Raw genomic sequence first — 20,501 nt, 5'->3', positions numbered from 1 at the left:
CCGGGGCAGCGGTGCCTGTCCCGGGAGAGCATACCGACCAGTAGGCATGGAGGGGAGGGGTCAGCCGAGCCGGTCGAACAGGATCGGTCCGTTGCCGGTGCCGACGATCAGCTCGCCCTGGGGGCCGGTGGCCAGGGCCGTACAGGGGGAGGGCAGGGTGATGCGGCGCGGGATCGCGCCGCCGCGGGCGCGGGCGACCAGCAGCTGGGCACGGTCGCCGAGGACGTACCGCTGCCGGTCGGGGAGGAGCACGCACAGGTCCGGGAAGAACGAGGGCGGGTGCTCGGTGCGCACGCCCACGCCCTCGGCGACTCCGTACCAGCGGCTGTGCCCCCGGAACCGGAACTCCCGGAATCGCCGCGGCCGCTCGCCAGGGGGCGCGAACAGGGTCCGGAGCCGGCTCCACGGCAGGATCACCGTGTCGACGTCGCTGACCAGCAGCAGTTCCCCGCCGTCGGGACCGGGCAGGGCGAAGGCGCCGACGAGCCAACTGCTCGGCACCTGAAGAATCGCCCACTGGCGGGTCGTGGTGTCGAGCACACCCAGCACCTCCGGATCGAGCGCCAGCAGGACGAGCAGTCTGCCCGCGCAGTACACCGCCAGCTGGGTCCCGACGGGGAAGCCCTTGGTTCCGCCGACGGGACACGGTTCGTCGGCCAACGGGCCACGGTCGACGTCGAGGGCGAGAACCCGCTGGTTCATGGGCCAGTCGGTCGCGAGCGACAACAGCACCTGGGCCCCGGTCGCGTCGGGGAGCGTCGTGTGCCGCACATCGGAACGCTCGTGGTCCAGGGGCAGGAAGACGGGACGGCCGTCCGCGGCAGGCATGCCGTCCGGGCCGAAGTCCCAGTACTGCAGGAGCCGTTCCTCGTTCCTGGCGAAGAGCCGTGGCCGGCTTCCCGACACGGTGCCCAGCCAGTTCGGCGCGGACTCCCCGACCGGCCGCAGGCGACGGACCAGTGTGCCGTGCTCCGCGTCCCGGGCCTGGAGCGAGCCGTCGCCGCCACCCGTCACCACCAGGAGTCCTCCCGGCCGCGCCGCGGCGGGCAGGGCGGCGACGGCCGTCACGGGACGGACCGCGTCGAGCGCCTCCACGACCCGGCGGCCCTCCGGTCCCTCCCGCAACCACCAGATGTGACCTCGGTCGTCACCGCACAGCAGTCCGTCCGCCGTCCGGTGCAGCGTGGCGACCGGTTCGGGCAGCCGTCGCTCCCAGCCGTCGTCGTGCGCGATCAGCCGGCCGTCGACACCGCCGCTCACCAGCCCGCCGGTGGTGTGCGCGAGAGCCCGCACCAGGCCCCGATGCGTGGGCCGGGCCGGGCCGAGGGGGCGGCAGGCCGGCAGGGACCACTCGCGCACCGAGCCGTCGAGCCCGCCGACGGCCAGTCGTCCGGTGCCGTCGGGCGCGAGGGCCAGGGCGGTGGTCCACACCTCCTCGGCGGGAGCCGGACCGTACACGTACATCCGCCCGGCGCCGACGTCCCAGCAGACGATCCGGCCCGTCCCGGTGCCGGCGACCAGGACGTCCCGGCCCCGTATGCGGCCCGTGGTCAGTTCGGTGAGCGTGTCCGCGACGGTGAACTCCTGCTCGGCGACCGGCGTTCCGGCGCGCAGGACGAGGATCCGGACGTGCCCGGCGTACTCGCCGACGGCGGCGTAGTCGCGGCCGTCGGCGAGGTGGCCCACGGCCGCGCAGCTGACCGGGTGGATCGCCCGCACGCCGGGCCCGGGCGGCGGCACGGGCAACCAGCGCCGCCACAGTTCGTGCGACCTCGCCAGGTCCCAGCAGCGGATCACCCAGTCCTGCCCGACACTCACCACAGCGGGCTCACCGGTCGGGCCGCGGATCTCCCCGAGGGCCAGCACCTGCGACTCGTGCGCGGTGACCCGCGTGGAGTCCGCCGCGTGCGGGGTGGGCCACAGGCGTACGACACCGTCCGAGCCGCCGACGCAGACCGTGTCGCCGACCCGGCACAGCGCCGTCGCGGCGTGCTCCAGGACCTGGCCGCCGACGCGCTCGCCGGTCACCAGGTCATAGATCTGCAGGCCGCGCCGGTCGCCCTGGACGCTGACACAGGCCGTGGGGCCGAGATCGAAGGCCACGGCGTGGACGCGGATCCGGTCCACGCGGATGGGCAGGCCGAGCGGACGTCCGTTGTCGAGGTCGATGCGGTGCAGACGGCCGTCCTCCGTCACGGCGGCGACGATCCACCGGCGTCCGACGCGGTGGACGGCCAGCGAGATGGTCGGCGCGATGTCCGTCAGCAGGGTTCTGACGGGTTCGCCGGTGGCGAGGGACGACACCCGTACGGTGCCGTCCTCGCCCGCGGTCACCAGGAGGTGGCCGAGCGGGTGGGGCCCGATCTGCTCGATGAGGGTGACGGCGCCCTCATGGCCGGTGACCGCCGTCTCCCGACTCTCGTGGGTCTCCCACTCCAGATGCACGACCCGGCCGTCGTCGCAGCCCAGCAACAGCGTTCCGGCCGACTGTCGAGGCGCCGTGCAGGCGGTCACGCGGTATCCCGTCTCCGCCGGGGACAGCACCAGCTCGGTCACGCCCGTCAGCCAGTCCGCTCGCTCCTGCCACTCCTCCAGCGCCCACTCCGTCTGCGAGCGGCGCTGGCGCCGGGTCAGCGGCGGATGGGCCCGGGTGGTGCCGAGTCGGTAGACGAGCAGATGCCCGCTCCGCATCCGCAGGGCCGCGACCGTCGGGAGCCCGTCCGGGCCGACGGCCACCACCAGTTGGTCCGCGGTCTGCGGAAAGTGCTCCTCGACCCGTGGGTCGACCTCCGGGACCGGCGGCAGCACCCACGTACGTTGCGTGGCGTCCTGCCAGAGGTGCAGCAGGCGCGCGAAGTGCGTCATGCGCACCTGTCCCTTGTCCAGCGCGGCGTGAAAGTCGGCGTACAACCCCGCTGCGGCGTACCCCAGTTGAGGCACGGCGGTCAGGGTCCGACGGAACCAGCGGGCCTCCTGTTGGTCCGCGCGCGACATGCCCCCGTCGTCCAGGTCGATCCACACAGGGATGCGCCGCTCCAGGTCCAGGAACCGGGCGCCGTCCTCCTGCGGCACCACCACCCCGCTCCCCAGCCCGAAGTTCATCCCGTCGTACCGTCGCTCCCCCTGCTCCGGATTCCACGCCGCCCACCGCGCCCGCCACGGCAGTTCCTCCTCACCCCGGTCGCAGGAGGCGGCCAGCGGCTCGGCGCGTCGACACACCGCCGCCAGCCGGAGCCGGGCCCGTCCTTCCGGGTCCGCTCCCCGTCCCGCGCGGTCCCGCAGCTCCTCCTCCAGATCCCGCACGGCCCGCCCGGCCCGCCGCCCCTCCCGCGTCCGCAGTGCCGGCAGCGCCGCCAGCAGTCGCCCCGGCTCGGCGCCCAGCACGAACCCCGCGTCCTGCACCAGCGGGTCGAGCACCCCGCCCTCCCCCGCGTGCAGCGCCAGGTACCGCCGCACATAGGGGTGTTCGACGGGCCGCAGCGTCTCGGTGATCGTCCGCTGGACGGCCTCCGTGTCCCGCCCCTCCCTCAGGTACTCGATCAGCGCCCGGTGGTACACCCGGTACACCGACCCCCCGGCCTCCACGCTCTCCACGACGTACGACCCCGCCGCCTGCCGCAGCCATACGACGTGCTCGTCGCCGTAGTCCCGGCCGGTGAGCGCCGAGGCCAGGCGCGGCCAGACGCCGGCCCAGGGCAGGCCGGCGCCCTGGGCGTAGGCGAGCGGCAGCAGGAGGTCGCGGGCGCGGGCGGCGAGGGGGCCGTGGCGCTGGACCAGGTCGCGCTCCATGGCCTCGCCCGGCAGTCTGGGCAGCCCGTCGCGCCAGGTCCGGTCGTACGGATCAGGGGGGCGGGGTTCCCGGGCCAGGGTGCGGGCGGTGATGCGGGCGACGAGGAAGGAGCGGCCGGCGGCCTCGGCGACCGCTTCGGCGACGGCGTCCAGGAGGCGGGGCTCGGTCTGCCTCAGGGTGGATCCGGGGGCGGTGAGCAGCTTGCGGGCGTAGGCGCGGACGGCACCGGGATCGCCGTACCGCTCGGAGTCGAGGTGGATGCGCGGTGCGTCGGCGGGCAGTCGGTCGGCGATGTGCGGGCGGGCGCCGACCAGGAGGCGCAGCGGGAGGCGGCGTTCGGGATCGGTGAGCGGGGCGAGGAGTTCGTCGACGGTCTCGTGCGGGGCGAGGGCCTCGTCGAGGGAGTCGAGGAGCACGACCAGCGGTCTGCTCCGGGTCTGCAGATGGGCGGAGAGCGCGCCGAGGGAGTCGGCGGCGCAGCCGGCCGCGGCGGACAGGGCGTCCAGCAGCTGGCGGGTGGTCACATGACTGGCGTTGACGCGGACGTCGACGTCTCCGGGGCGGGGCAGCAGCGGTGGCAGTCCGTCGCGGGGCACGGCGTCCGCGCGCTCGGGGTCGGTGAGCACCGCGACCATCCCGAGCACCGACGACTTGCCGGAGCCGGGGTCCCCGGTGACCACGCACAGGCGTTCCTCGGCGCGGCGCGGGTCGAGCCAGGTCGTGATGTCGCCCAGGGCCACATGCCGGCCGGTGAAGTCCCAGACCTCCTCGGTGGCGACGTCGGTGCCGCGGGCCCGGGGCAGGAAGAAGCCGCGCATGTCCTGTTCGCGGGCGTCCTTCTCGCGGGCGGCGACGGCCACGATCCGGTCGATCTCCTCCAGCTTCAGCCCGGCGGCGTCGGGCAGGTACCGGGGGTTGGGCAGGAAGGCGGGGATGTCGCCGGTGGCGTGGGCGAGGGACCAGACCGGGCGCTGGGCGGGCGGCACCTCGGGGTCGGCGCTGATGGCCGCCATGACCTGTTCGAGGCTGATGTGGGCGGGTGCGTGTCCGGCCGTGGCATGGCGGCGCACGGCCCGGTCGAAGGCGGCCGAGAGCGCCCCGGTGAAGGCCTCCTCCTTGCGGCGGGACGCGGAGACCAGCACCAGGCCGGTGTTGCCGTGCTCGGTGACCGGCTCCCGGTAGCGGCGGGCGTCGAGGGCGCCGCGCAGGGCCTTGTCGGCGCCCTCCTCGGCGTAGCAGGCGTCGATCAGCACGAGCAGCCGCTCGACGGAGGTGCCCTGCCAGACCTGGCCGACCAGGTCCTCGGTGGGCAGGGCCGTGCCGTACAGGTCGTCCGTGCGGCTGTCCCGCAGGAGCAGGTAGTGACCGTGGCTGTCGGGGTCGATGACGCCGTGGGCGGCAAGGTAGAGGACGACGTGGTCGTCGGGGCGGCGGTCGGGGTCGGTGGCGAAGCCGCGCAGTGCGGCGCACAGGTCCTCGCGGGTGGGGTCGAGGCCGGTGTCGGCACCCAGGCGGTAGCCGAGCTCGTCGAGGAACAGGTTCTCGATCCGGCGCAGGTCGTCGGCGAGTTCGGCGCGTTCGGCCTCGGGGTGTGCCGACACCTCGGTGACGGCGGCGGCGATGAGGTAACGGCGCGGGGGGCCGGTGGGCGGGCCGGGCGCCGGGGCCTCAGCCGGGGACGCGGCAGCCATCGGAGACCGCTCGGCCGGCCTCGGCCGTGTTCAGGTAGCGCGTCGCGTCGTGCGCCCGGGCCCCGTTGTGGACCACATGACAGCGGACGCGCTCGCCGAACAGCGGCCGCAGGTCCTTCACCAGGGCCACGACGTCTCCCTCGTCGGCGAGGTTGGTCCACTGTTCGACACCGCCCGGCCAGTCGCCCGGTCTGCCGTGCACGCCGGTGCGCAGCCGGTCGAAGACCAGGTTGCGGATGCCCAGGGGCGACCCGGCCGTCACCAGCGCCCGTACCGGCCACCGGGGGTGCGCGCAGAGGGCCTCGTAGGCCACGACGCTGCCCAGGGAGTGCGCCACGACCACCCGGGTCCGTTCGTCCACGGCGGCCGCGACCCGCGCCTGGACGGCGTCCCGTACTGCGGTGTCGCACAGATAGGCACGGACCTGTTTGAGGTCGAGGACGAGGGCGCGCAGGGCGACGCCCGCGAAGAAGCGGGACCGGCTGAGGGCGTTCAGGGCGCGCTGGACCGACTGCGGGGTGCGCGCGAGGGTCCGCGCGTCCGGCGGCAGGACGGCGGGGTCCGTGCGGGCCGCCTCCTGCCACAGCGCGAGGAGCAGCTCCGTCTCGAAGCCCGCTTCGACGTCGGAGGCGTCGAGCGGCGGGTCGCCGACGGCGAGGGTGCGGCCGGGCCGGCGGAACAGGTCGCCGAAGAAGACGCAGCGCACGTCGTCGGGCGTCAGGGCGAGCGAAGAGCCGGCGCGCAGCAGGCCGTCGGCGAGCGCGGTGTGCCAGGCGGAGGCCAACTGGCGCTCCCCCGCGTGCTGTTGACCGACACCGTGGATGCATACCACCCGCGTCATGGCGTCCCCCTGTCGCCGGGCCGAGGCGGGATCACCTTAGCAACGGGGGTGCCCGCACGGGACGTTCCGCGTCAGTCCAGCACCCTGGACAGATAAGCCCGCAGCAGCTCCCGCATCTCGGCGATGATCTTCTCGTCGCCGTCGGGGGCCACCCGGAACGCCAGGTGGACCAGGGTGTCCGCGGTCTCCACCGCGATGAGGAAGGTGCGCCGCAGATCCTCGTCGGCGTCGCGGCCGAGGTAGCCCGAGAGGAGTTCGATGAGGCGGTCGGCGACCCGGTGGTTGGGTTCGGCGACGCGGGCGCCGACGGGGATCTGGTTGCCGAAGTCGACGAGGGAGAAGCCGGGCACCGTGCGCTTCATGGCGAGGTACTCGTCCAGTACGGCGTCCAGGGCCACCCGCCAGCCCCCGTCGGCGCCCTGGAGGCGCTCGCCGACCTGCTCGGTGAAGCGTTCGAGGTTGCGCTGGGCGAGGGCGTCCGCCATCTGCCGTTTGTTGCCGAAGAAGCGGTAGACGGAGCCGATGGGGACGCCGGCCCGCTGGGCGACGGCCCGTGTGCTCAGGTCGTCGTAGCCGACCTCGTCGAGCAGGTCGGCGCAGGCGTCGAGGATTCTGGTCAGCCGTTCGGCGCTGCGCCGCTGCACAGGGGCTCGGCGGAGCGATGTCGCGGATGTCGCGTGGGGCACGGGCTTCATGATGCCTTTCCGGCGCGGTCCGGTGAACCTCGCCCCCCAGTACGGACATACGTGCCCGGTGCACTCAGCGCGTCCGGCGTGGCGGCGGCGGTCTCCGGACTCGGCGAGGCGGCCGGGGTCGGGGACGCAGCCGGGCCAGGGGATGTCTCCGCGCCCGGCGACGCCTCCGCGCCCGACGCCGTGATGTCGGCCGCGCTCTCCACCGCCTCGCCGTCGACCGCCCACACGGTGCCGTCGTCGGCGTAGAGGCGGGCGGTGACGGTGTGGGTGCCGCGTGGGACGAGGTCGCCGGGGACGCGGCAGTCCGGGGTGCGCAGCCGGGAGACGAGGTCGCCGTCGACGTAGAGGTAGACCAGGCCGCGCCCCTCCACCGCCTCCGGTTCCGTGCCGGCCGGCGAGAAGCGGAAGTTGCTGACCGTCAGGTGTACGTCCCAGCTGTCGTCGGCCTCCGGCTGCACCTCGATGTCGACCTCGGGGGCGTCCTTGTCGTCCACCTCACGGTAGTGCCGCCCCTCCTCGTCGGTGTCCTTGAGGACCTTGCCCACCGGTGAGGGCGACACCGCCTGTTCCTTCTGTCGCCCGTCGTCCGAATCGCAGCTCGCGGTTCCGGTCAGCACAAGGACACAGACCGCGAGCGCGGTCGGCAGGGCCCGCGTCCACGACATGCCGGGAGCGTAGAACAGTCATCCGAAAGTCGGATCCCCCTGAAGGCTGGTTGTTCATCCTCCCTGATGAGGAGGCCCACCCCGGAGCGGGCCGATCACCAGGCCGATCACCGGACCGGGCCCTCCCTCTTGCGCGGACGAAAACGCATTCCTACGGTGTTCCATAGGAATCAGAGCGCAAGGGAGCGATCATGAGCGGGGACGCACGGAAGACCGCGGAGGGCCTGACCTACCTCTCCGGGTTCGGCAACGAGCACAGCTCGGAGGCGGTTCCGGGCGCACTGCCCGAGGGCCGCAACTCACCGCAGCGCGCCCCCCTCGGCCTCTACGCGGAACAGCTGAGCGGTACGGCGTTCACCGAACCCCGCGCCCACAACCGCCGCTCCTGGCTGTACCGCATCCGCCCCTCCGCCGCCCACCCGGCGTTCACCCACACCCACCACGGCCGGATCCGTACGGCCCCCTTCACCGAGTCCGTCCCGGACCCGAACCGGCTGCGCTGGAACCCCCTCCCCGAGCCCACGGAGGGCACCGACTTCCTGGCCGGCCTGTGGACCCTCGGCGGCAACGGCGACGTGACCCAGCGCACCGGCATGGCCGTGCACCTCTACCACGCCACCGACTCCATGGACCGTGTCTTCAGCGACGCCGACGGCGAGCTGCTGATCGTCCCGGAGCGCGGCGGGCTCCTGCTGCGCACGGAGTTCGGGCTGCTGCACGCCGAGCCCGGCCAGGTCGCCCTGATCCCGCGGGGCGTCCGCTTCCGGGTCGAGCTCCTCGACACCGCAGCCCGCGGTTACGTCTGCGAGAACTACGGCGCCCCCTTCCGCCTCCCCGACCTCGGCCCGATCGGCGCCAACGGTCTCGCGAACGCCCGCGACTTCAAGGCGCCCGTCGCCGCGTACGAGGACGTCGAGGGTCCGGTGGAGGTGGTGAACAAGTTCTGCGGCAACCTCTGGACGGCGACGTACGACCACTCCCCGCTGGACGTGGTCGCCTGGCACGGCAACTACCTCCCGTACGTCTACGACCTGCGCCGCTTCAACGTCATCGGGTCGATCTCGTACGACCACCCGGACCCGTCGATCTTCACGGTGCTGACGTCGCCGAGCGACACCCCCGGTCTCGCCGGGGTCGACTTCGTCGTCTTCGCGCCGCGCTGGCTGGTGGGCGAGGACACGTTCCGGCCGCCGTACTTCCATCGGAACGTGATGAGCGAGTACATGGGCCTCATCGAGGGCGCCTACGACGCCAAGGCGGAGGGCTTCGTGCCGGGCGGCGGCTCGCTGCACAACATGATGTCGGCGCACGGTCCCGACCGGGACACCTTCGACAGGGCGAGCGCGGCGGAGCTGGTGCCGCGGAAGGTGGACGACGGACTGGCGTTCATGTTCGAGACGCGCTGGCCGGTCACGCTCACCGCGCACGCGGCCCAGGCGGACCATCTCCAGCGCCACTACGACGACGTGTGGAAGGGCCTGGAGCGCCACTTCCGCCCCTTGCACTGAAGATCCCCGACCGGTACGGATGGCCTGGTGACCTCCTTCGCCCCGGACTCGATCGTCCTGAACCGCAAACTGCCGCTCTGGTACCAGGTGTCGCAGTCGCTGCGCGCCTCGATACTGGGCCGCTCGCCCCAGGACCCGCTGCGGCTGCCCACCGAGGAGCAGCTGGCGGGGCACTACGGGGTGAGCGTGCTGACCATGCGGCAGGCGCTCAAGGAGCTGGAGGACGAAGGGCTGATCACCCGCCATCGCCGGCGCGGCACGTTCATCGAGCCGAACGCCCTGCGGACCGCGCCCGTGCGGCTGCTCGGCTCGGTGGACGCGATCGTGGCCCAGCAGTCGGGCATGACCACAGAGCTGCTCGACCACGGCAAGGGGCCGGTGCCGCCCGAACTCGCCGAGTACTTCCCCGATCTGGACGAGGTGGGCACGTACCACCGGCTGCGCTCCGACGAGAAGACCGGCGAGCCGACCAACCACGTGCGCAACTGGATCCGCCCCGAACTCGCCGCCCGGGTCGACCCGGAGGACCTGGTCCGCTGGCCGATGACGAAGGTGCTGCGGGATGTCGTCGGGGCGGACATCAGCCGCATCACGGACACCGTGGAGGCCCGCCTCGCGGACCCGGAGACGGCCCAGCTCCTCCAAGTACCGCTGCTCAGCCCGATCCTGCACTACACGGGCGTCACCTACGACACGGAGGGCCGGGTGCTGGACGCGGCGGTCATCCACTACCGCGGCGACCGCTTCTCCTTCACGGTGACCTTGGAGGCGACCTGACCCCGGTGCCGTTTCCAAGTCGTACGATGCCCAGCGTGACGCACGACGACGCTCCGCTGCTCGCGGACCTCATGCCGTGGTCCGTCGCACCGCCGCGGCTCGGCCGGGGGTGGCCGGCGGGTCCGGACGCGGCATCCCTGAAAGCCCGCTGGGACGCCCTGCTGAAGGCCGAAGGCCCGGACCGGGAGGCCCTGTTCGAGCCGACGCGCTCCCGCACCCTGCGCTCCGCGGTCGGGCAGCTGCCGGGCCGGACCGGCGGCACGGAGAAGCTGGTCAGGGCGACCGGTCCCTGCCCGGAGCCCGTCCGTGTCCTGTCGGCTCCCTTCGACGAACAGTGGCTGATCCCCGATCACCGTCTGATCGACATCGCCCGCCCGGAGTTGTGGCGGGTGGCGGACGACGACCAGGTGTTCGTGGCGGAGACGGCGGGCGGTGGGGGCCCGCCGCTGGTCGCCACGTCCTTGCTCCCGCTGCTCCGCCCCGGCCGCGTCCGCCCCCTCTACCGCCGCCCCGGAGCCACCGAACCGAACCTCGCGCCGGGCCTGTTGGGGTACCTGGGCGAGCGTCTCGGCCAAGCCCCGTCCCCCCTGGACGTGCTCGCCTGGATCATGACGGCCGTCCGCCCCGACCTGACCGTCCCGCTCACCGACGACCCGGGACTCTGGGCGCGGGGCGTCGAGTCGGGCCACCGTCTGCTGTGGCTGATGCGCCGCGACGGCGACCGGCCCAAGCTGCCGGGAGGCCGTCGCCCCTACGTCAGAGCCCCCCTCCCCTCCCGCCCCCTCACCCTCCACTACGACCGCGACGAGGAGACCCTCCACCTCGACGAGGGCCGCGTCTCCCCGGTGCCGCCGGAGGCGTGGGACTACGAGGTGGCCGGGGTGAGGGTCCTGGAGGAGTGGTTCACGACGCGCACGGCAGAACCCGAGCCGGGCACTCTGGCAGCGATCCGCCCGGCGACCTGGACCCAGACATGGACGTCTGAACTCCTGGAGCTGATCACGGTGTTGGCGCTACTGGCGGAAGTGGAGCCACTTCAGGACGAGTTGACGCCGAGGATCAGAACGACGGACCTGCGCAGGGCGGGCGTCCTGCCGGTACCGGACTCGGCAAGGCGCCCGGCATCGGTTCTCGACCACCACGAGGAAGGCCCGGAAGGCCAACTGGGCCTGATCTAACGCCGTTCCGGATCGAACGCGTCCAGCACCCGCTCCAACGCCCTCCTGAACACCCCCTCCAGATCGATCGGCCCGCTCTGCTCCATGAACGCCGCCGCCAGCCTCGGATACGCCCCGGTAGCCACCTGACTCCCGAGGTAGGCGATCCGCACCGCGTTCTCCTCCTCCTCGGACCACGGCATCGACCGCGTCCGCTCGGCCGTCGCGATCTCGTTCGCGGTGTACGTCGTCACGACCCCGTTGAGCAGCGCGACCAGCTCCGTCTTGGTGGCGTACGGGAGGTCGAGCGGCTCCAGACAGTCCAGGCAGTGCTCCAGATAGCGCAGGCTGTTCGGGCTGAAGCCGTAGACCCCTGACATCAGCCGCGGCACCCAGGTGTGCCGATGCATGATCCCGCGGGTCTCCATCGCGTTGCGGAGCATGTCGGCACGCCAGTCGCCCGAGGGCTCCCGGATCTCGTGCTCCCCGCCGATCGCGTCGATCATCAGCTCGTACAGGTCCTCCTTGCGGGGGACGTAGTTGTACAGCGACATCGTGCCGCAGCCCAGCTCGGCCGCGACGCGCCGCATCGACAGCCCGTCCAGGCCCTCGGTGTCGGCGATCCGCACCGCCGCCGCCGCGATGTCGGCGCGCGTGTACGCCGGCTTCGGCCCCCGCCCCGCACGCTCGGGGCGCGCCCAGATCACTTCGGGTACGGCCGCTCGGCCCGCCATCGATCATCACCTCGGCCACCATCCTAGTTACGTACAGCGTACGTAGTGCGCTATGGTCGACCCATGACTACTACGTACGCTGTACTTAGTGAGGGTCTGGAGAAGCGGTTCGGCGAGGTGCGTGCCCTGCGTGGGCTGGACCTGGCCGTCCCGCGGGGCACGGTCTGCGGGGTGCTCGGACCGAACGGGGCGGGCAAGACGACGGCGGTACGGCTGCTGACGACGCTGCTGCGCCCGGACGCGGGGTCGGCGCGGGTCGCGGGGTACGACCTGGTCCGCGAGGCCGCGGCGGTACGGCGCGCCATAGGCGTGACCGGGCAGTACGCGTCGGTCGACGGGGACCTCACCGGCCGGCAGAACCTGCGGCTGTTCGCCCGGCTGCACCGGATGCGGGCGCCGAACGAGCGGGCCGGCGAGCTGCTGGAGCGCTTCGGGCTGACCGAGGCCGCCGACCGGCCCGCGTCCACCTACTCGGGCGGGATGCGCCGCCGTCTCGACCTCGCGGCGAGCCTGGTCCGCCGCCCCGAGGTCCTCTTCCTGGACGAGCCGACGACCGGCCTCGACCCGGCGAGCCGCGGGGACATCTGGGACGCGGTGCGGGAGCTGAAGCGGGACGGCACGACGGTCCTGCTGACCACCCAGTACCTGGAGGAGGCGGACCAGCTCGCCGACGACATCGCCCTGGTGGACCGGGGCCTGGTGGCCCACACCGGGTCACCGGACCAGCTCAAGGCGGTGATCGGCACCTACGTCGAGGTCGTCGTCGCGGACCCGGACGTGCTCGTACCGGCGGCCGGTGTGCTCGACCGGCTCACCGGCGGGCAGCCCTCCTTCGACCACGAACGGGTGGCCGTCGGCGCGGTCACCCGGGACAGCACGCTCACGCTGCCGCGCCTGGTGCGGGAACTCGACGCGGCGGGAGTGCCGTTGCTCGACGCAAGTCTCAGACCACCCACGCTGGACGACGTGTTCCTGCGTCTGACGGCCGAGCGGGAGCAGGAGGTAGCCGCATGAGCACCCTCGCCTACGACGGCACGGCCATGCTGGGCCGGCAGCTGCTGCGGGTCCGCAACAACCCGGCGCTGGTGATCCTGACCCAGACCATGCCGATCAGCATGCTGCTGTTCTTCGGCTACGTCTTCGGCAGCGCGCTGGCGATGCCGGGCGCGGAGTACCGCTCGTTCCTGGTGCCGGGGCTACTGGTGGCGACCGCCGCCAACGGGATCATGACCGGGATGTTCCAGGCGGCGCAGGACGTGCACCGGGGGGTCACGGACCGGCTGCGGACGCTGCCGGTGAGCCGGGCCGCCGTGCCGGTGGGCCAGGCGGTCGCCGACCTGGTGGTCACGGCCGTGGGCACGGTTCCGTTCCTGCTGGTCGGGCTCGCGGTGGGATGGCGGATCGAGGGGTCCGCGCCGGAGGCGGTCGCGGCCGTGGGGCTGCTGCTGCTGTTCCGGTTCGCGTGCACCTGGGCCGGGATCTTCCTCGGGCTGCTGACGCGGAGCGAGGAGGCGGCCGGTCAGCTGGGCAGCGCGACCTTCATGCTGCCGCTGCTGTCCAACGCCTACATCCCGACCGGCAATCTGCCGGGCTGGCTGCGCGCGATCGCCGAGTGGAACCCGATCAGCGCGCTCACCACGGCTCTGCGGGAGCTGTTCGGCAACGCGCCCGTCCCTCAGGGGGCCGCGTGGCCGGTGGCGCATCCGGTCGCCGGGTCGCTGGCGTGGTGCGCGGTGCTGCTGGCGGTGTTCGTGCCGCTGGGGGTGCGCCGGTACGCACGCGGCGAGGGGTGAACTCCGGCGCACGAGACGTGAGTTGAACGGCCAGGCTTACGGAAGCCCCGGGGCACCCCGGGGCTTCTTCGTCAACGGGTGGGTGTCGCGGACGAGTTCATGGGGAGCGGGGGAATGTGCGTACTCGCGTTCGGGCGGCCGCACCCGGAGGGTGCCGCATGCCGTGGGGATGACGGACGACGGGTTCGCGGCGCCGTGCCGGACCGGTGCGACCGCCCGAGCGCGAGTCGGGAGCTCAGCGCCCGCCGAACAGCGATCGACGCAGTCGGCGCAGCGGCGCGAAGAGCGAGACCCGACGGACCCGCGCCTTCTGGTCGCTCTGGTTGCGCACGGGCTCACGCGCTGTCAGCTCACGCATCAGCGTGGTGGCCTCGGCAGCCTTCTGCTGCGGCACCACGGGACCCCCGAGCACCGCGAGATGGCGGTCGAGACGCGAACTGGTCGCGCTGCTCCCGCAGGTGATCGCAGGGACCCTGGCCCTGCTGCGCACTGTTATCTGATCCATGTCACTCCCCACCCGTACGAGTCCACCCGGCCCGGGCAGGGTAACCCTATCGCCCCCGCGGGGCACTCGTGTATCGCGGTCACAGGATTCACCTTCCCCGTAAGGGTGTTGACGACCCCTCCTTGATTACTCTCCGAATCCAACCGATTTCAGGGCGAGTTGGACAACTGGCTGGCTGGTGGGTTGCGGTGACCCTCCGTCGGGCTCGACGGTCACAGCGAGTGATGTGGCCGCCTTGTCGAGACCGGTCGCGACCAAGGGCGTGTCGCCCTCGAAGAGCCCGAGGGAGCGCGGTTGCGCGCCGGGGCGCATGAGCCACAACTGGTTCACGCGGCCGCTCGGGACGTCGTCGTATCCGCGCAACGTGATGACCGCCTGTCCCTCCGCCGCGGAGGCGATCACGCCGATGCTGCGGCCGTCCGCGTCCTTTCCCGTGCTGGCCCGGGCGTCCGGAGCTGCGAGAACGTGGGCGATCTCACGTGCCTGGGCGCGCTCGGCGTTCAGCTGGTCCTGCGTCTGGTTCGCCTGTACGGCGAACAGGGAGGCGACGACGAGCGCGGCGGCGGCCGTGGCGGTGGCGAACGGCACGAACAGGGGGCGGCGCGCGCGGGGCGCTCCCCCACTGCCGAAAGCGTGGGAGGGGCCCCCGGAGCGCGACGGCGGTGGTTGCGTGCCCCAGACGTGCGGCGGCAGTTGCGTTGTCCGGGCGCGCGCCTCGGGCTCGCGCGCCCGGGCCGGCTCCTGTGCCGTGGTGCGTACGGCGGCCAGCACACGGTCGCGCATCGCGGGCGGCGGCGGGGCCGCCGTCGACCAGGCCAGCCGGACGGCGTCCTCGGACAGGGCGCGGACCTCGGCGGCGCAGACCGGACAGTTCCTCAAGTGCTTCTCGAAGCGGGTCCGCTCGGCCCGCTCCAGGGCGTCCAGGGCGTAGGGGGCGGCCAGCGAGTGCGGGTCGTCGCGGCGCAGCATCTTGTCGAGCAGGCTCACGCCACACCTCCCAGGCACTCGCGCAGCCGGGTCAGTCCGTCGCGCATCCGGGTCTTGACGGTGCCCAGCGGCAGCGAGAGCCGCTCGGCCACTTCACGGTACGTGTAGCCGTCGTAGTAGGCGAGGGTGACGGACTGGCGCTGGAGGTCGGTCAGCCGTTCCAGGCAGCGGCGCACCCACTCGCGTTCGAGTCCCGCCTCGACCTCCTCGGTCACCTGGTCGAAGGCGGTGTGGTGGGCCCGGTGGGCCTCCCGCTGCTCGCGCTCGCCGGCCGCGCGGGCACTGCGCACCCGGTCCACGGCCCGCCGATGGGCGAGGGTGAGGACCCAGGACAGGGCGCTGCCCCGGCCGGGGTCGAACCGCGCGGCGGAGCGCCAGAGTTCGAGCAGCACTTCCTGAGCCACCTCCTCGGACTGCGCCGGATCGCGCACGACCCGTCGTACGAGCCCGAACACCGGCCCGGACACCAGTCCGTACAGCATCTCGAATGCCTTCTGGTCACCGCCGGCCACGAGCACCAGAAGCTCGTCCGCCTCCAACTCGTCTCCCCCTCCCGCGAACCCGCATCCGGGTCGTCCTTTCCCACGAGGTATTCGCAACGAACACACCTCCGGATGGGGTTACGGATCAGAACGTCGAAAACGCGGGTCGAGCTGCGAGGAAATAAGTTTTCAAGTTCGACCAATCCGGCCCGCCCCCTGCTCCGAATCCTCCAGCGTCAGGCAAGTTGGACTGAGGACGGACGGCATGACACCTATCTCCAGGAGCGGTGCGGGGCGCAGGAGCCTTGTGACCCTCGTATGTGGTGCGCTGGCCGCCGGGGGGCTCGCAGCCGCCGGCGTGGCCACGCTGGAACCGGGGGCGGCCTCCGCCTCCAGTCACCGGGAGGCCCCGCTGATCTCGGGCGACCCGCAGTACGACAACACGGACGTGTACGCCTTCGTCAGCCCGGACAAGCCGGACACGACGACGATCATCGCCAACTGGATCCCCTTCGAGGACCCGGCGGGCGGCCCGAACTTCTACACGTTCGCCGAGGACGCCCAGTACGACATCCACGTCGACAACAACGGTGACGCGCAGGGCGAGCTGCTCTTCCGCTACACGTTCAAGACGCACACGAAGAACAAGAAGACGTTCCTCTACAACACCGGTGCCGTCGAGAGCCTCGACGACCCCGACCTGAACGTCACGCAGTCGTACGACCTGGAGCTGTTCAAGCTCCACAACCAGAGGGTCGTCTCCAAGACGAAGCTCGCCGACGACGTGCCCGTCGCCCCGTCGAACGTGGGCAAGGCGTCGATGCCGAACTACGGCAAGCTGCGCAAGGAGGCGATCCACGAACTGTCCAGCGGCGCAACGACGTTCGCCGGCCAGGCCGACGACCCGTTCTTCCTGGACCTGCGCGTCTTCGACCTGCTGTACGGCGGGAACCTGTCCGAGGTCGGCCGGGACACGCTCAAGGGCTACAACGTCAACTCCATAGCCCTCCAGGTGCCGACGGACATGATCACGGAGTCCGCGGAGCAGCCGATCGTCGGCATCTGGTCGACGACCCAGCGCAAGAACGCCCAGGGCTACTACTCCCAGGTCTCCCGCCTCGGCAACCCGCTGGTGAACGAGGTCGTCAACCCCATCGAGGACAAGGACAAGTTCAACGCGTCCGCGCCCTGGAACGACGCCGACTTCCTGGACAACGTGACCAACCCGGAGCTGCCGAAGCTCATCGAGGCGATCTACAAGATCAAGGCGCCCGCCGAGCCCCGCAACGACCTGGTCGACGTCTTCCTGAAGGGCGTCGAGGGCCTCAACCAGCCGCCGCACGTACGGCCGGCGGAGGAGCTGCGCCTCAACACGTCCATCAAGCCGACGCATGATCCCAAGCGGCTCGGTGTGCTCGACGGCGACAACGCGGGCTTCCCGAACGGGCGTCGGCTCTCCGACGACGTGCTCGACGCGGCGCTCCAGGTCGTCGAGGGTGAACTCGTCGGTTCCAAGAACGACTTGGGTGACGCGGTCGACAAGAACGACAAGAAGTTCGGCAAGTCGTTCCCGTATCTGGCCAACCCGACGGCGGGTTCTCGGGGTGCGCTGGCCAAGGGCACGAGTGGTGGCAACGACGTCCGTAACCAGCTCGGTGATGCGTTGCAGCCGGCCGGGGCCTCGGGCGGCATGGACGACACGACGCTGATCGCCGCGAGCGCCGGTGCGGGTGCGGCCGGTATTGCCCTCGTGGGCGCCGGCCTCATGTGGTGGCGGCGGATGAGGACTCGGCCGTACTAGGTCGGTTCTCTTGCAGTCGACGTCCCTTTGAAACTGGCGCGACCCGCGCGTACTCATCCCCCACGGCGCGGGTCGCGCCGCACTGTTCGACATATCTAGGAGAGGGCATGGCCTCGCAAAAGCATGACGACCCGCCGGGAAGGCGGTGGGGGCGGGTCGTTCAACTCAGCGGCTCCGCCGTGCTGTTGGCCATCGCGCTCACCGGCGGATCCATCGCCTTCGGTGCCCTGCGGGACGGCGGCGGTACGAGTGCCGCCGCCGCGCCGAGCGCCATGTCACCGGCGCTGCTCTCCAACGGCGACCTCGACACGAGCATCGCCTCCCTCCAGGACCATCTCCGGTCCCAGCCGAAGGACTTCGGCGGCTGGGCCACCCTCGGGCTCGCCTATGTCGAGCAGGCCCGCACCAAGGGCGACCCCTCCCGCTATCCGCAGGCCGACAAGGCCCTGGACAGGTCGCTGAAGCTGAAGCCGGACAACGAGCAGGCCCTCGCCGGGCGCGCCGCCCTCGCCGCGGCCCGGCACGACTTCGGCAACGCCCTCAAGTACGCCGACCAGGTGCTGAAGCAGAACCCCTACAACGAGCGGGCCCTCTCCTTGCGGGTCGACGCCCTTGTCGAGCTCGGCCGTTACGCCGACGCCGCGAAGGCCGCCGACACGGCTGACGCCCGCAAGCCCGGCGTCCCCGTCTTCACCCGGTACGCGTACGTACGGGAGCTGCGCGGTGACGTCACGACCGCCGAGCGGGTGCTGAAGCAGGCGCTCGGCTCCGCGACCACCCCGGGCGACGTGGCGTACGTGGCCGCCCAGCTCGGCCAACTCGCCTGGAACCAGGGCGACTACAAGTCGGCCCTCACCTATTACGCCCGTGCGCTCGCCGCCGACGAGGACTACATCCCCGCCCTCGAAGGCCGGGCCCGCGCACAGGCCGCGAGCGGCGAGGGGGCAGCCGCCCTCAAGAACATGGAGGACGTGGTCGCCCGCTATCCGCTGCCGGGACCGCTGGTCGAGCTGGGTGAGCTGTACGAGCGGGCGGGCGAGCGGGCGAAGGCCGACGAGCAGTACGCCCTCGTCGACGCCTGGACCGCCCTCGCCCGCGCCAACGGCGTCAACGCCGACCTCGACACCGCCCTCGCCGCCGCCGACCACGGCGACAAGGCCGCGGCGCTGCGCGCGGCCCGCGCCGAGTGGGCCCGCCGGCACACCGTGCACACCGCGGACGCCCTCGCCTGGGCCCTGCACGTCAACGGCAAGGACGCCGAAGCCCTGCCCTACGCCCGCCAGGCCACCGCCACCGGCTACCGCAGCGCCGCGTTCCTCTACCACCGCGGCATGATCGAGCGCGCCACCGGCCACGCCGAGGACGCCCGCACCCATCTCGCCGCGGCCCTGAAACTGAACCCCGGCTTCTCGCCCCTGGGCGCCGCCGAGGCCCGTAAGGCACTGAAGACGCTGGAGGCGGCCAAGTGAGGACCCGTCGTCTGTTCGCCTCCGGTGCGGCCGTCCTGACGGCCGTGTGCGCGCTCGTGCTCGTCCCCTCCGGCGGTGCGAGCGCGCACCCCCTCGGCAACTTCACCGTCAACCGCTACGACGGACTGGTCACCGCCCCCGGGCAGCTTCGCGTCGACCATGTCGAGGACCTCGCCGAGATCCCGGCGACCCAGGCCAAGCCGGACATCGAGCGGCAGGGCATGGGCGCATGGGCCCGGCAGCGCTGCGAGACGGCGGCGAAAGGCAGCGAGGTCACGGTCGACGGCACGGCGGCGGCCCTGAGCGTCAGGAGCAGCAAGGCGGCGGTACGGCCCGGGCAGGCCGGGCTCGACACCCTGCGTGTGGAGTGCGAACTGACGGCACCGCTCCCCGAGGACGCGACCGTGTCCCTGGGCTTCCGCAGCGCGGGCGCGGCCTCCGGCCCCGGCTGGCGGGAGATCACCGCGCGCGGCGACCGGACGACGCTGACGGCCTCGGACGTACCGAAGACCTCGGTCTCCCGCGAACTGACCACCTACCCGGGCGAGTTGCTCTCCTCCCCCGCCGACACCACCACCGCGGCACTGCGCGTCCGCCCCGGTGGCCCCGCCCTCGCCGAGGAGAATGCCGACGCCCCCGCCGCCTCCGTCCTCCCGCGCGGCGCCGACCGCTGGACGCGGGCGCTGGACTCCCTGGTCGCCCGCCACGACCTCACCGTGGGCTTCGCCGCCCTCGCCCTCCTCATCGCCGTCGCCCTCGGCGCGCTGCACGCCCTCGCCCCGGGCCACGGCAAGACCCTGATGGCCGCGGTGGCCACCGCCCGCGGCGGCAGGGCCCGCCTCAAGGACGTCATGCCCCTGGCCGCGTCGGTCACGGTCACGCACACCCTCGGCGTGGTCGCCCTGGGCCTGCTGGTCACGGCGGGCTCGGGGGCGGCGCCCTCGGTGATCACCTGGCTGGGCGTCGCGAGCGGCGCGCTGGTGATCGGGGCGGGCCTGACCCTCGTACGACGGGCCTGGCACCAGCGCGGCCATGCGCACGCGCAGGTGTCCGCCGCGGCCCCCGAGCGCGAGTTGGCGCTGGTCGGCGCCCACCCCCACGGCCACTCTCATGACCATGGCCAGTCTCATGACCATCATCACGATCACGATCACTCGCACGCGCATACCCACACGCACACGCACGGTGGCTTCACCCACAGCCACTCCACCGCCCCCACCCTCCGCGGCACGATCCTCCTCGGCTTCGCCGGCGGGCTTGTCCCCAGCCCCTCCGCGGTCGTCGTCCTCGTAGGCGCGATGGCGCTCGGGCAGGCGTGGTTCGGGTTCCTGCTCGTCGTGGCGTACGGCGTGGGGCTCGCCCTCACGCTCACCGCGGCGGGGTTCGCCGTCGTCAGGCTGGGTACCGGGATGAATCGGCTGCTGGACCGGCGCCCCCGCTGGGCCACGCATCCGATCACGGCCCTCGTGCGCCGGCACGCGCCGCTGATGTCGGCGTTGCTCGTCGTGGCGCTCGGGGCTGGATTGGTGCTCAAGGGGGCGGCATCCGCACTCGGCTGAGCTACTTTTGGGGAGAAATCACGCGAAGTCATGCGGAGTCGCGAACG

General features: G+C 72.4%; 16 protein-coding genes. 8 read left to right on the top strand and 8 right to left on the bottom strand.

Features of this window, described 5'->3' with window-relative positions; genetic code table 11:
* Positions 1-60: 60 nt before the first annotated feature.
* From OG885_RS35450 to OG885_RS35435, 4 genes are all read right to left on the bottom strand, one after another.
* Entirely contained in the window at positions 61-5,481 is a 5,421-nt protein-coding gene (locus OG885_RS35450) for a caspase family protein (RefSeq protein WP_405738621.1), read from the bottom strand.
* Entirely contained in the window at positions 5,459-6,322 is an 864-nt protein-coding gene (locus OG885_RS35445; RefSeq protein ID WP_405738618.1) for a hypothetical protein, read from the bottom strand. The genes OG885_RS35450 and OG885_RS35445 overlap by 23 nt, the downstream gene beginning before the upstream one ends.
* Positions 6,323-6,393: 71 nt before the next feature.
* A complete protein-coding gene (locus OG885_RS35440) occupies positions 6,394-7,017 on the bottom strand; it encodes a TetR family transcriptional regulator (protein ID WP_405738616.1) in 624 nt (207 codons plus the stop codon).
* Complete coding sequence (locus OG885_RS35435) at positions 7,014-7,682, bottom strand: hypothetical protein (RefSeq protein ID WP_405738614.1); 669 nt, start codon at positions 7,680-7,682, stop codon at positions 7,014-7,016. The genes OG885_RS35440 and OG885_RS35435 overlap by 4 nt, the downstream gene beginning before the upstream one ends.
* A 191-nt stretch (positions 7,683-7,873) precedes the next feature.
* Between OG885_RS35435 and hmgA the strand changes: the two genes are divergently transcribed.
* The 3 genes from hmgA to OG885_RS35420 are packed head-to-tail and all read left to right on the top strand — an operon-like array spanning position 7,874 to position 11,145.
* Positions 7,874-9,190 carry a homogentisate 1,2-dioxygenase gene (gene hmgA / locus OG885_RS35430; RefSeq protein WP_405738611.1) on the top strand — a complete coding sequence of 439 codons (1,317 nt, stop codon included), beginning with the start codon at positions 7,874-7,876 and terminating at the stop codon, positions 9,188-9,190.
* Between the two features lie 27 nt (positions 9,191-9,217).
* Complete coding sequence (locus OG885_RS35425) at positions 9,218-9,967, top strand: GntR family transcriptional regulator (RefSeq protein WP_405738609.1); 750 nt, start codon at positions 9,218-9,220, stop codon at positions 9,965-9,967.
* A gap of 26 nt (positions 9,968-9,993) precedes the next feature.
* Entirely contained in the window at positions 9,994-11,145 is a 1,152-nt protein-coding gene (locus tag OG885_RS35420; protein ID WP_405738606.1) for a type ISP restriction/modification enzyme, read from the top strand.
* Here OG885_RS35420 and OG885_RS35415 read toward each other — a convergent pair.
* On the bottom strand, positions 11,142-11,858 hold the full coding sequence (locus OG885_RS35415; RefSeq protein WP_405738603.1) for a TetR/AcrR family transcriptional regulator: 717 nt from the start codon (positions 11,856-11,858) through the stop codon (positions 11,142-11,144). The two genes, OG885_RS35420 and OG885_RS35415, sit on opposite strands and share 4 nt — an antisense overlap.
* Positions 11,859-11,921: 63 nt before the next feature.
* On the opposite strand from OG885_RS35415, the gene OG885_RS35410 reads away from it, so the two are divergent.
* Entirely contained in the window at positions 11,922-12,872 is a 951-nt protein-coding gene (locus tag OG885_RS35410; RefSeq protein WP_405738600.1) for an ATP-binding cassette domain-containing protein, read from the top strand.
* A complete protein-coding gene (locus OG885_RS35405) occupies positions 12,869-13,651 on the top strand; it encodes an ABC transporter permease (protein ID WP_405738597.1) in 783 nt (260 codons plus the stop codon). Before OG885_RS35410 ends, OG885_RS35405 begins: the two co-directional genes overlap by 4 nt.
* A gap of 235 nt (positions 13,652-13,886) precedes the next feature.
* Here OG885_RS35405 and OG885_RS35400 read toward each other — a convergent pair whose 3' ends face one another.
* From OG885_RS35400 to OG885_RS35390, 3 genes are all read right to left on the bottom strand, one after another.
* The gene (locus OG885_RS35400) at positions 13,887-14,156 is read right to left on the bottom strand and encodes a hypothetical protein (RefSeq protein ID WP_405738594.1); all 270 of its coding nucleotides are present in this window, start codon (positions 14,154-14,156) and stop codon (positions 13,887-13,889) included.
* Between the two features lie 126 nt (positions 14,157-14,282).
* On the bottom strand, positions 14,283-15,125 hold the full coding sequence (locus OG885_RS35395) for an anti-sigma factor domain-containing protein (protein ID WP_405743018.1): 843 nt from the start codon (positions 15,123-15,125) through the stop codon (positions 14,283-14,285).
* Between the two features lie 14 nt (positions 15,126-15,139).
* Positions 15,140-15,682 (bottom strand): sigma-70 family RNA polymerase sigma factor, encoded by a 543-nt coding sequence (locus tag OG885_RS35390; protein ID WP_405738591.1) that lies wholly within the window; start codon positions 15,680-15,682, stop codon positions 15,140-15,142.
* 208 nt (positions 15,683-15,890) lie between these two features.
* Between OG885_RS35390 and OG885_RS35385 the strand changes: the two genes are divergently transcribed.
* The 3 genes from OG885_RS35385 to OG885_RS35375 are packed head-to-tail and all read left to right on the top strand — an operon-like array spanning position 15,891 to position 20,454.
* On the top strand, positions 15,891-17,426 hold the full coding sequence (locus tag OG885_RS35385) for a DUF4331 domain-containing protein (RefSeq protein WP_405738588.1): 1,536 nt from the start codon (positions 15,891-15,893) through the stop codon (positions 17,424-17,426).
* Positions 17,393-18,895, top strand: coding sequence for a tetratricopeptide repeat protein (locus OG885_RS35380; protein WP_405738585.1), 1,503 nt, complete (start codon positions 17,393-17,395; stop codon positions 18,893-18,895). Before OG885_RS35385 ends, OG885_RS35380 begins: the two co-directional genes overlap by 34 nt.
* A complete protein-coding gene (locus tag OG885_RS35375; RefSeq protein WP_405738583.1) occupies positions 18,892-20,454 on the top strand; it encodes a sulfite exporter TauE/SafE family protein in 1,563 nt (520 codons plus the stop codon). The genes OG885_RS35380 and OG885_RS35375 overlap by 4 nt, the downstream gene beginning before the upstream one ends.
* Positions 20,455-20,501 lie beyond the last annotated feature (47 nt).

Source organism: Streptomyces sp. NBC_00028 (genome assembly GCF_045041065.1).
GTDB lineage: Bacteria > Actinomycetota > Actinomycetes > Streptomycetales > Streptomycetaceae > Streptomyces.
The sequence above is the reverse complement of the archived record's forward strand: the minus strand, read 5'-3'. Positions and strand labels throughout refer to the sequence as shown.

Bases quoted from the DNA above. Each gene is read 5' to 3' on its own strand.
- OG885_RS35435 (WP_405738614.1), bottom strand. From the start codon at position 7,682: ATGTCGTGGACGCGGGCCCTGCCGACCGCGCTCGCGGTCTGTGTCCTT.
- OG885_RS35410 (WP_405738600.1), top strand. From the start codon at position 11,922: ATGACTACTACGTACGCTGTACTTAGTGAGGGTCTGGAGAAGCGGTTC.
- OG885_RS35440 (WP_405738616.1), bottom strand. From the start codon at position 7,017: ATGAAGCCCGTGCCCCACGCGACATCCGCGACATCGCTCCGCCGAGCC.
- OG885_RS35400 (WP_405738594.1), bottom strand. From the start codon at position 14,156: ATGGATCAGATAACAGTGCGCAGCAGGGCCAGGGTCCCTGCGATCACC.
- OG885_RS35445 (WP_405738618.1), bottom strand. From the start codon at position 6,322: ATGACGCGGGTGGTATGCATCCACGGTGTCGGTCAACAGCACGCGGGG.
- hmgA (WP_405738611.1), top strand. From the start codon at position 7,874: ATGAGCGGGGACGCACGGAAGACCGCGGAGGGCCTGACCTACCTCTCC.
- OG885_RS35415 (WP_405738603.1), bottom strand. From the start codon at position 11,858: ATGGCGGGCCGAGCGGCCGTACCCGAAGTGATCTGGGCGCGCCCCGAG.
- OG885_RS35405 (WP_405738597.1), top strand. From the start codon at position 12,869: ATGAGCACCCTCGCCTACGACGGCACGGCCATGCTGGGCCGGCAGCTG.
- OG885_RS35385 (WP_405738588.1), top strand. From the start codon at position 15,891: ATGACACCTATCTCCAGGAGCGGTGCGGGGCGCAGGAGCCTTGTGACC.
- OG885_RS35395 (WP_405743018.1), bottom strand. From the start codon at position 15,125: ATGCTGCGCCGCGACGACCCGCACTCGCTGGCCGCCCCCTACGCCCTG.
- OG885_RS35420 (WP_405738606.1), top strand. From the start codon at position 9,994: ATGCCCAGCGTGACGCACGACGACGCTCCGCTGCTCGCGGACCTCATG.
- OG885_RS35450 (WP_405738621.1), bottom strand. From the start codon at position 5,481: ATGGCTGCCGCGTCCCCGGCTGAGGCCCCGGCGCCCGGCCCGCCCACC.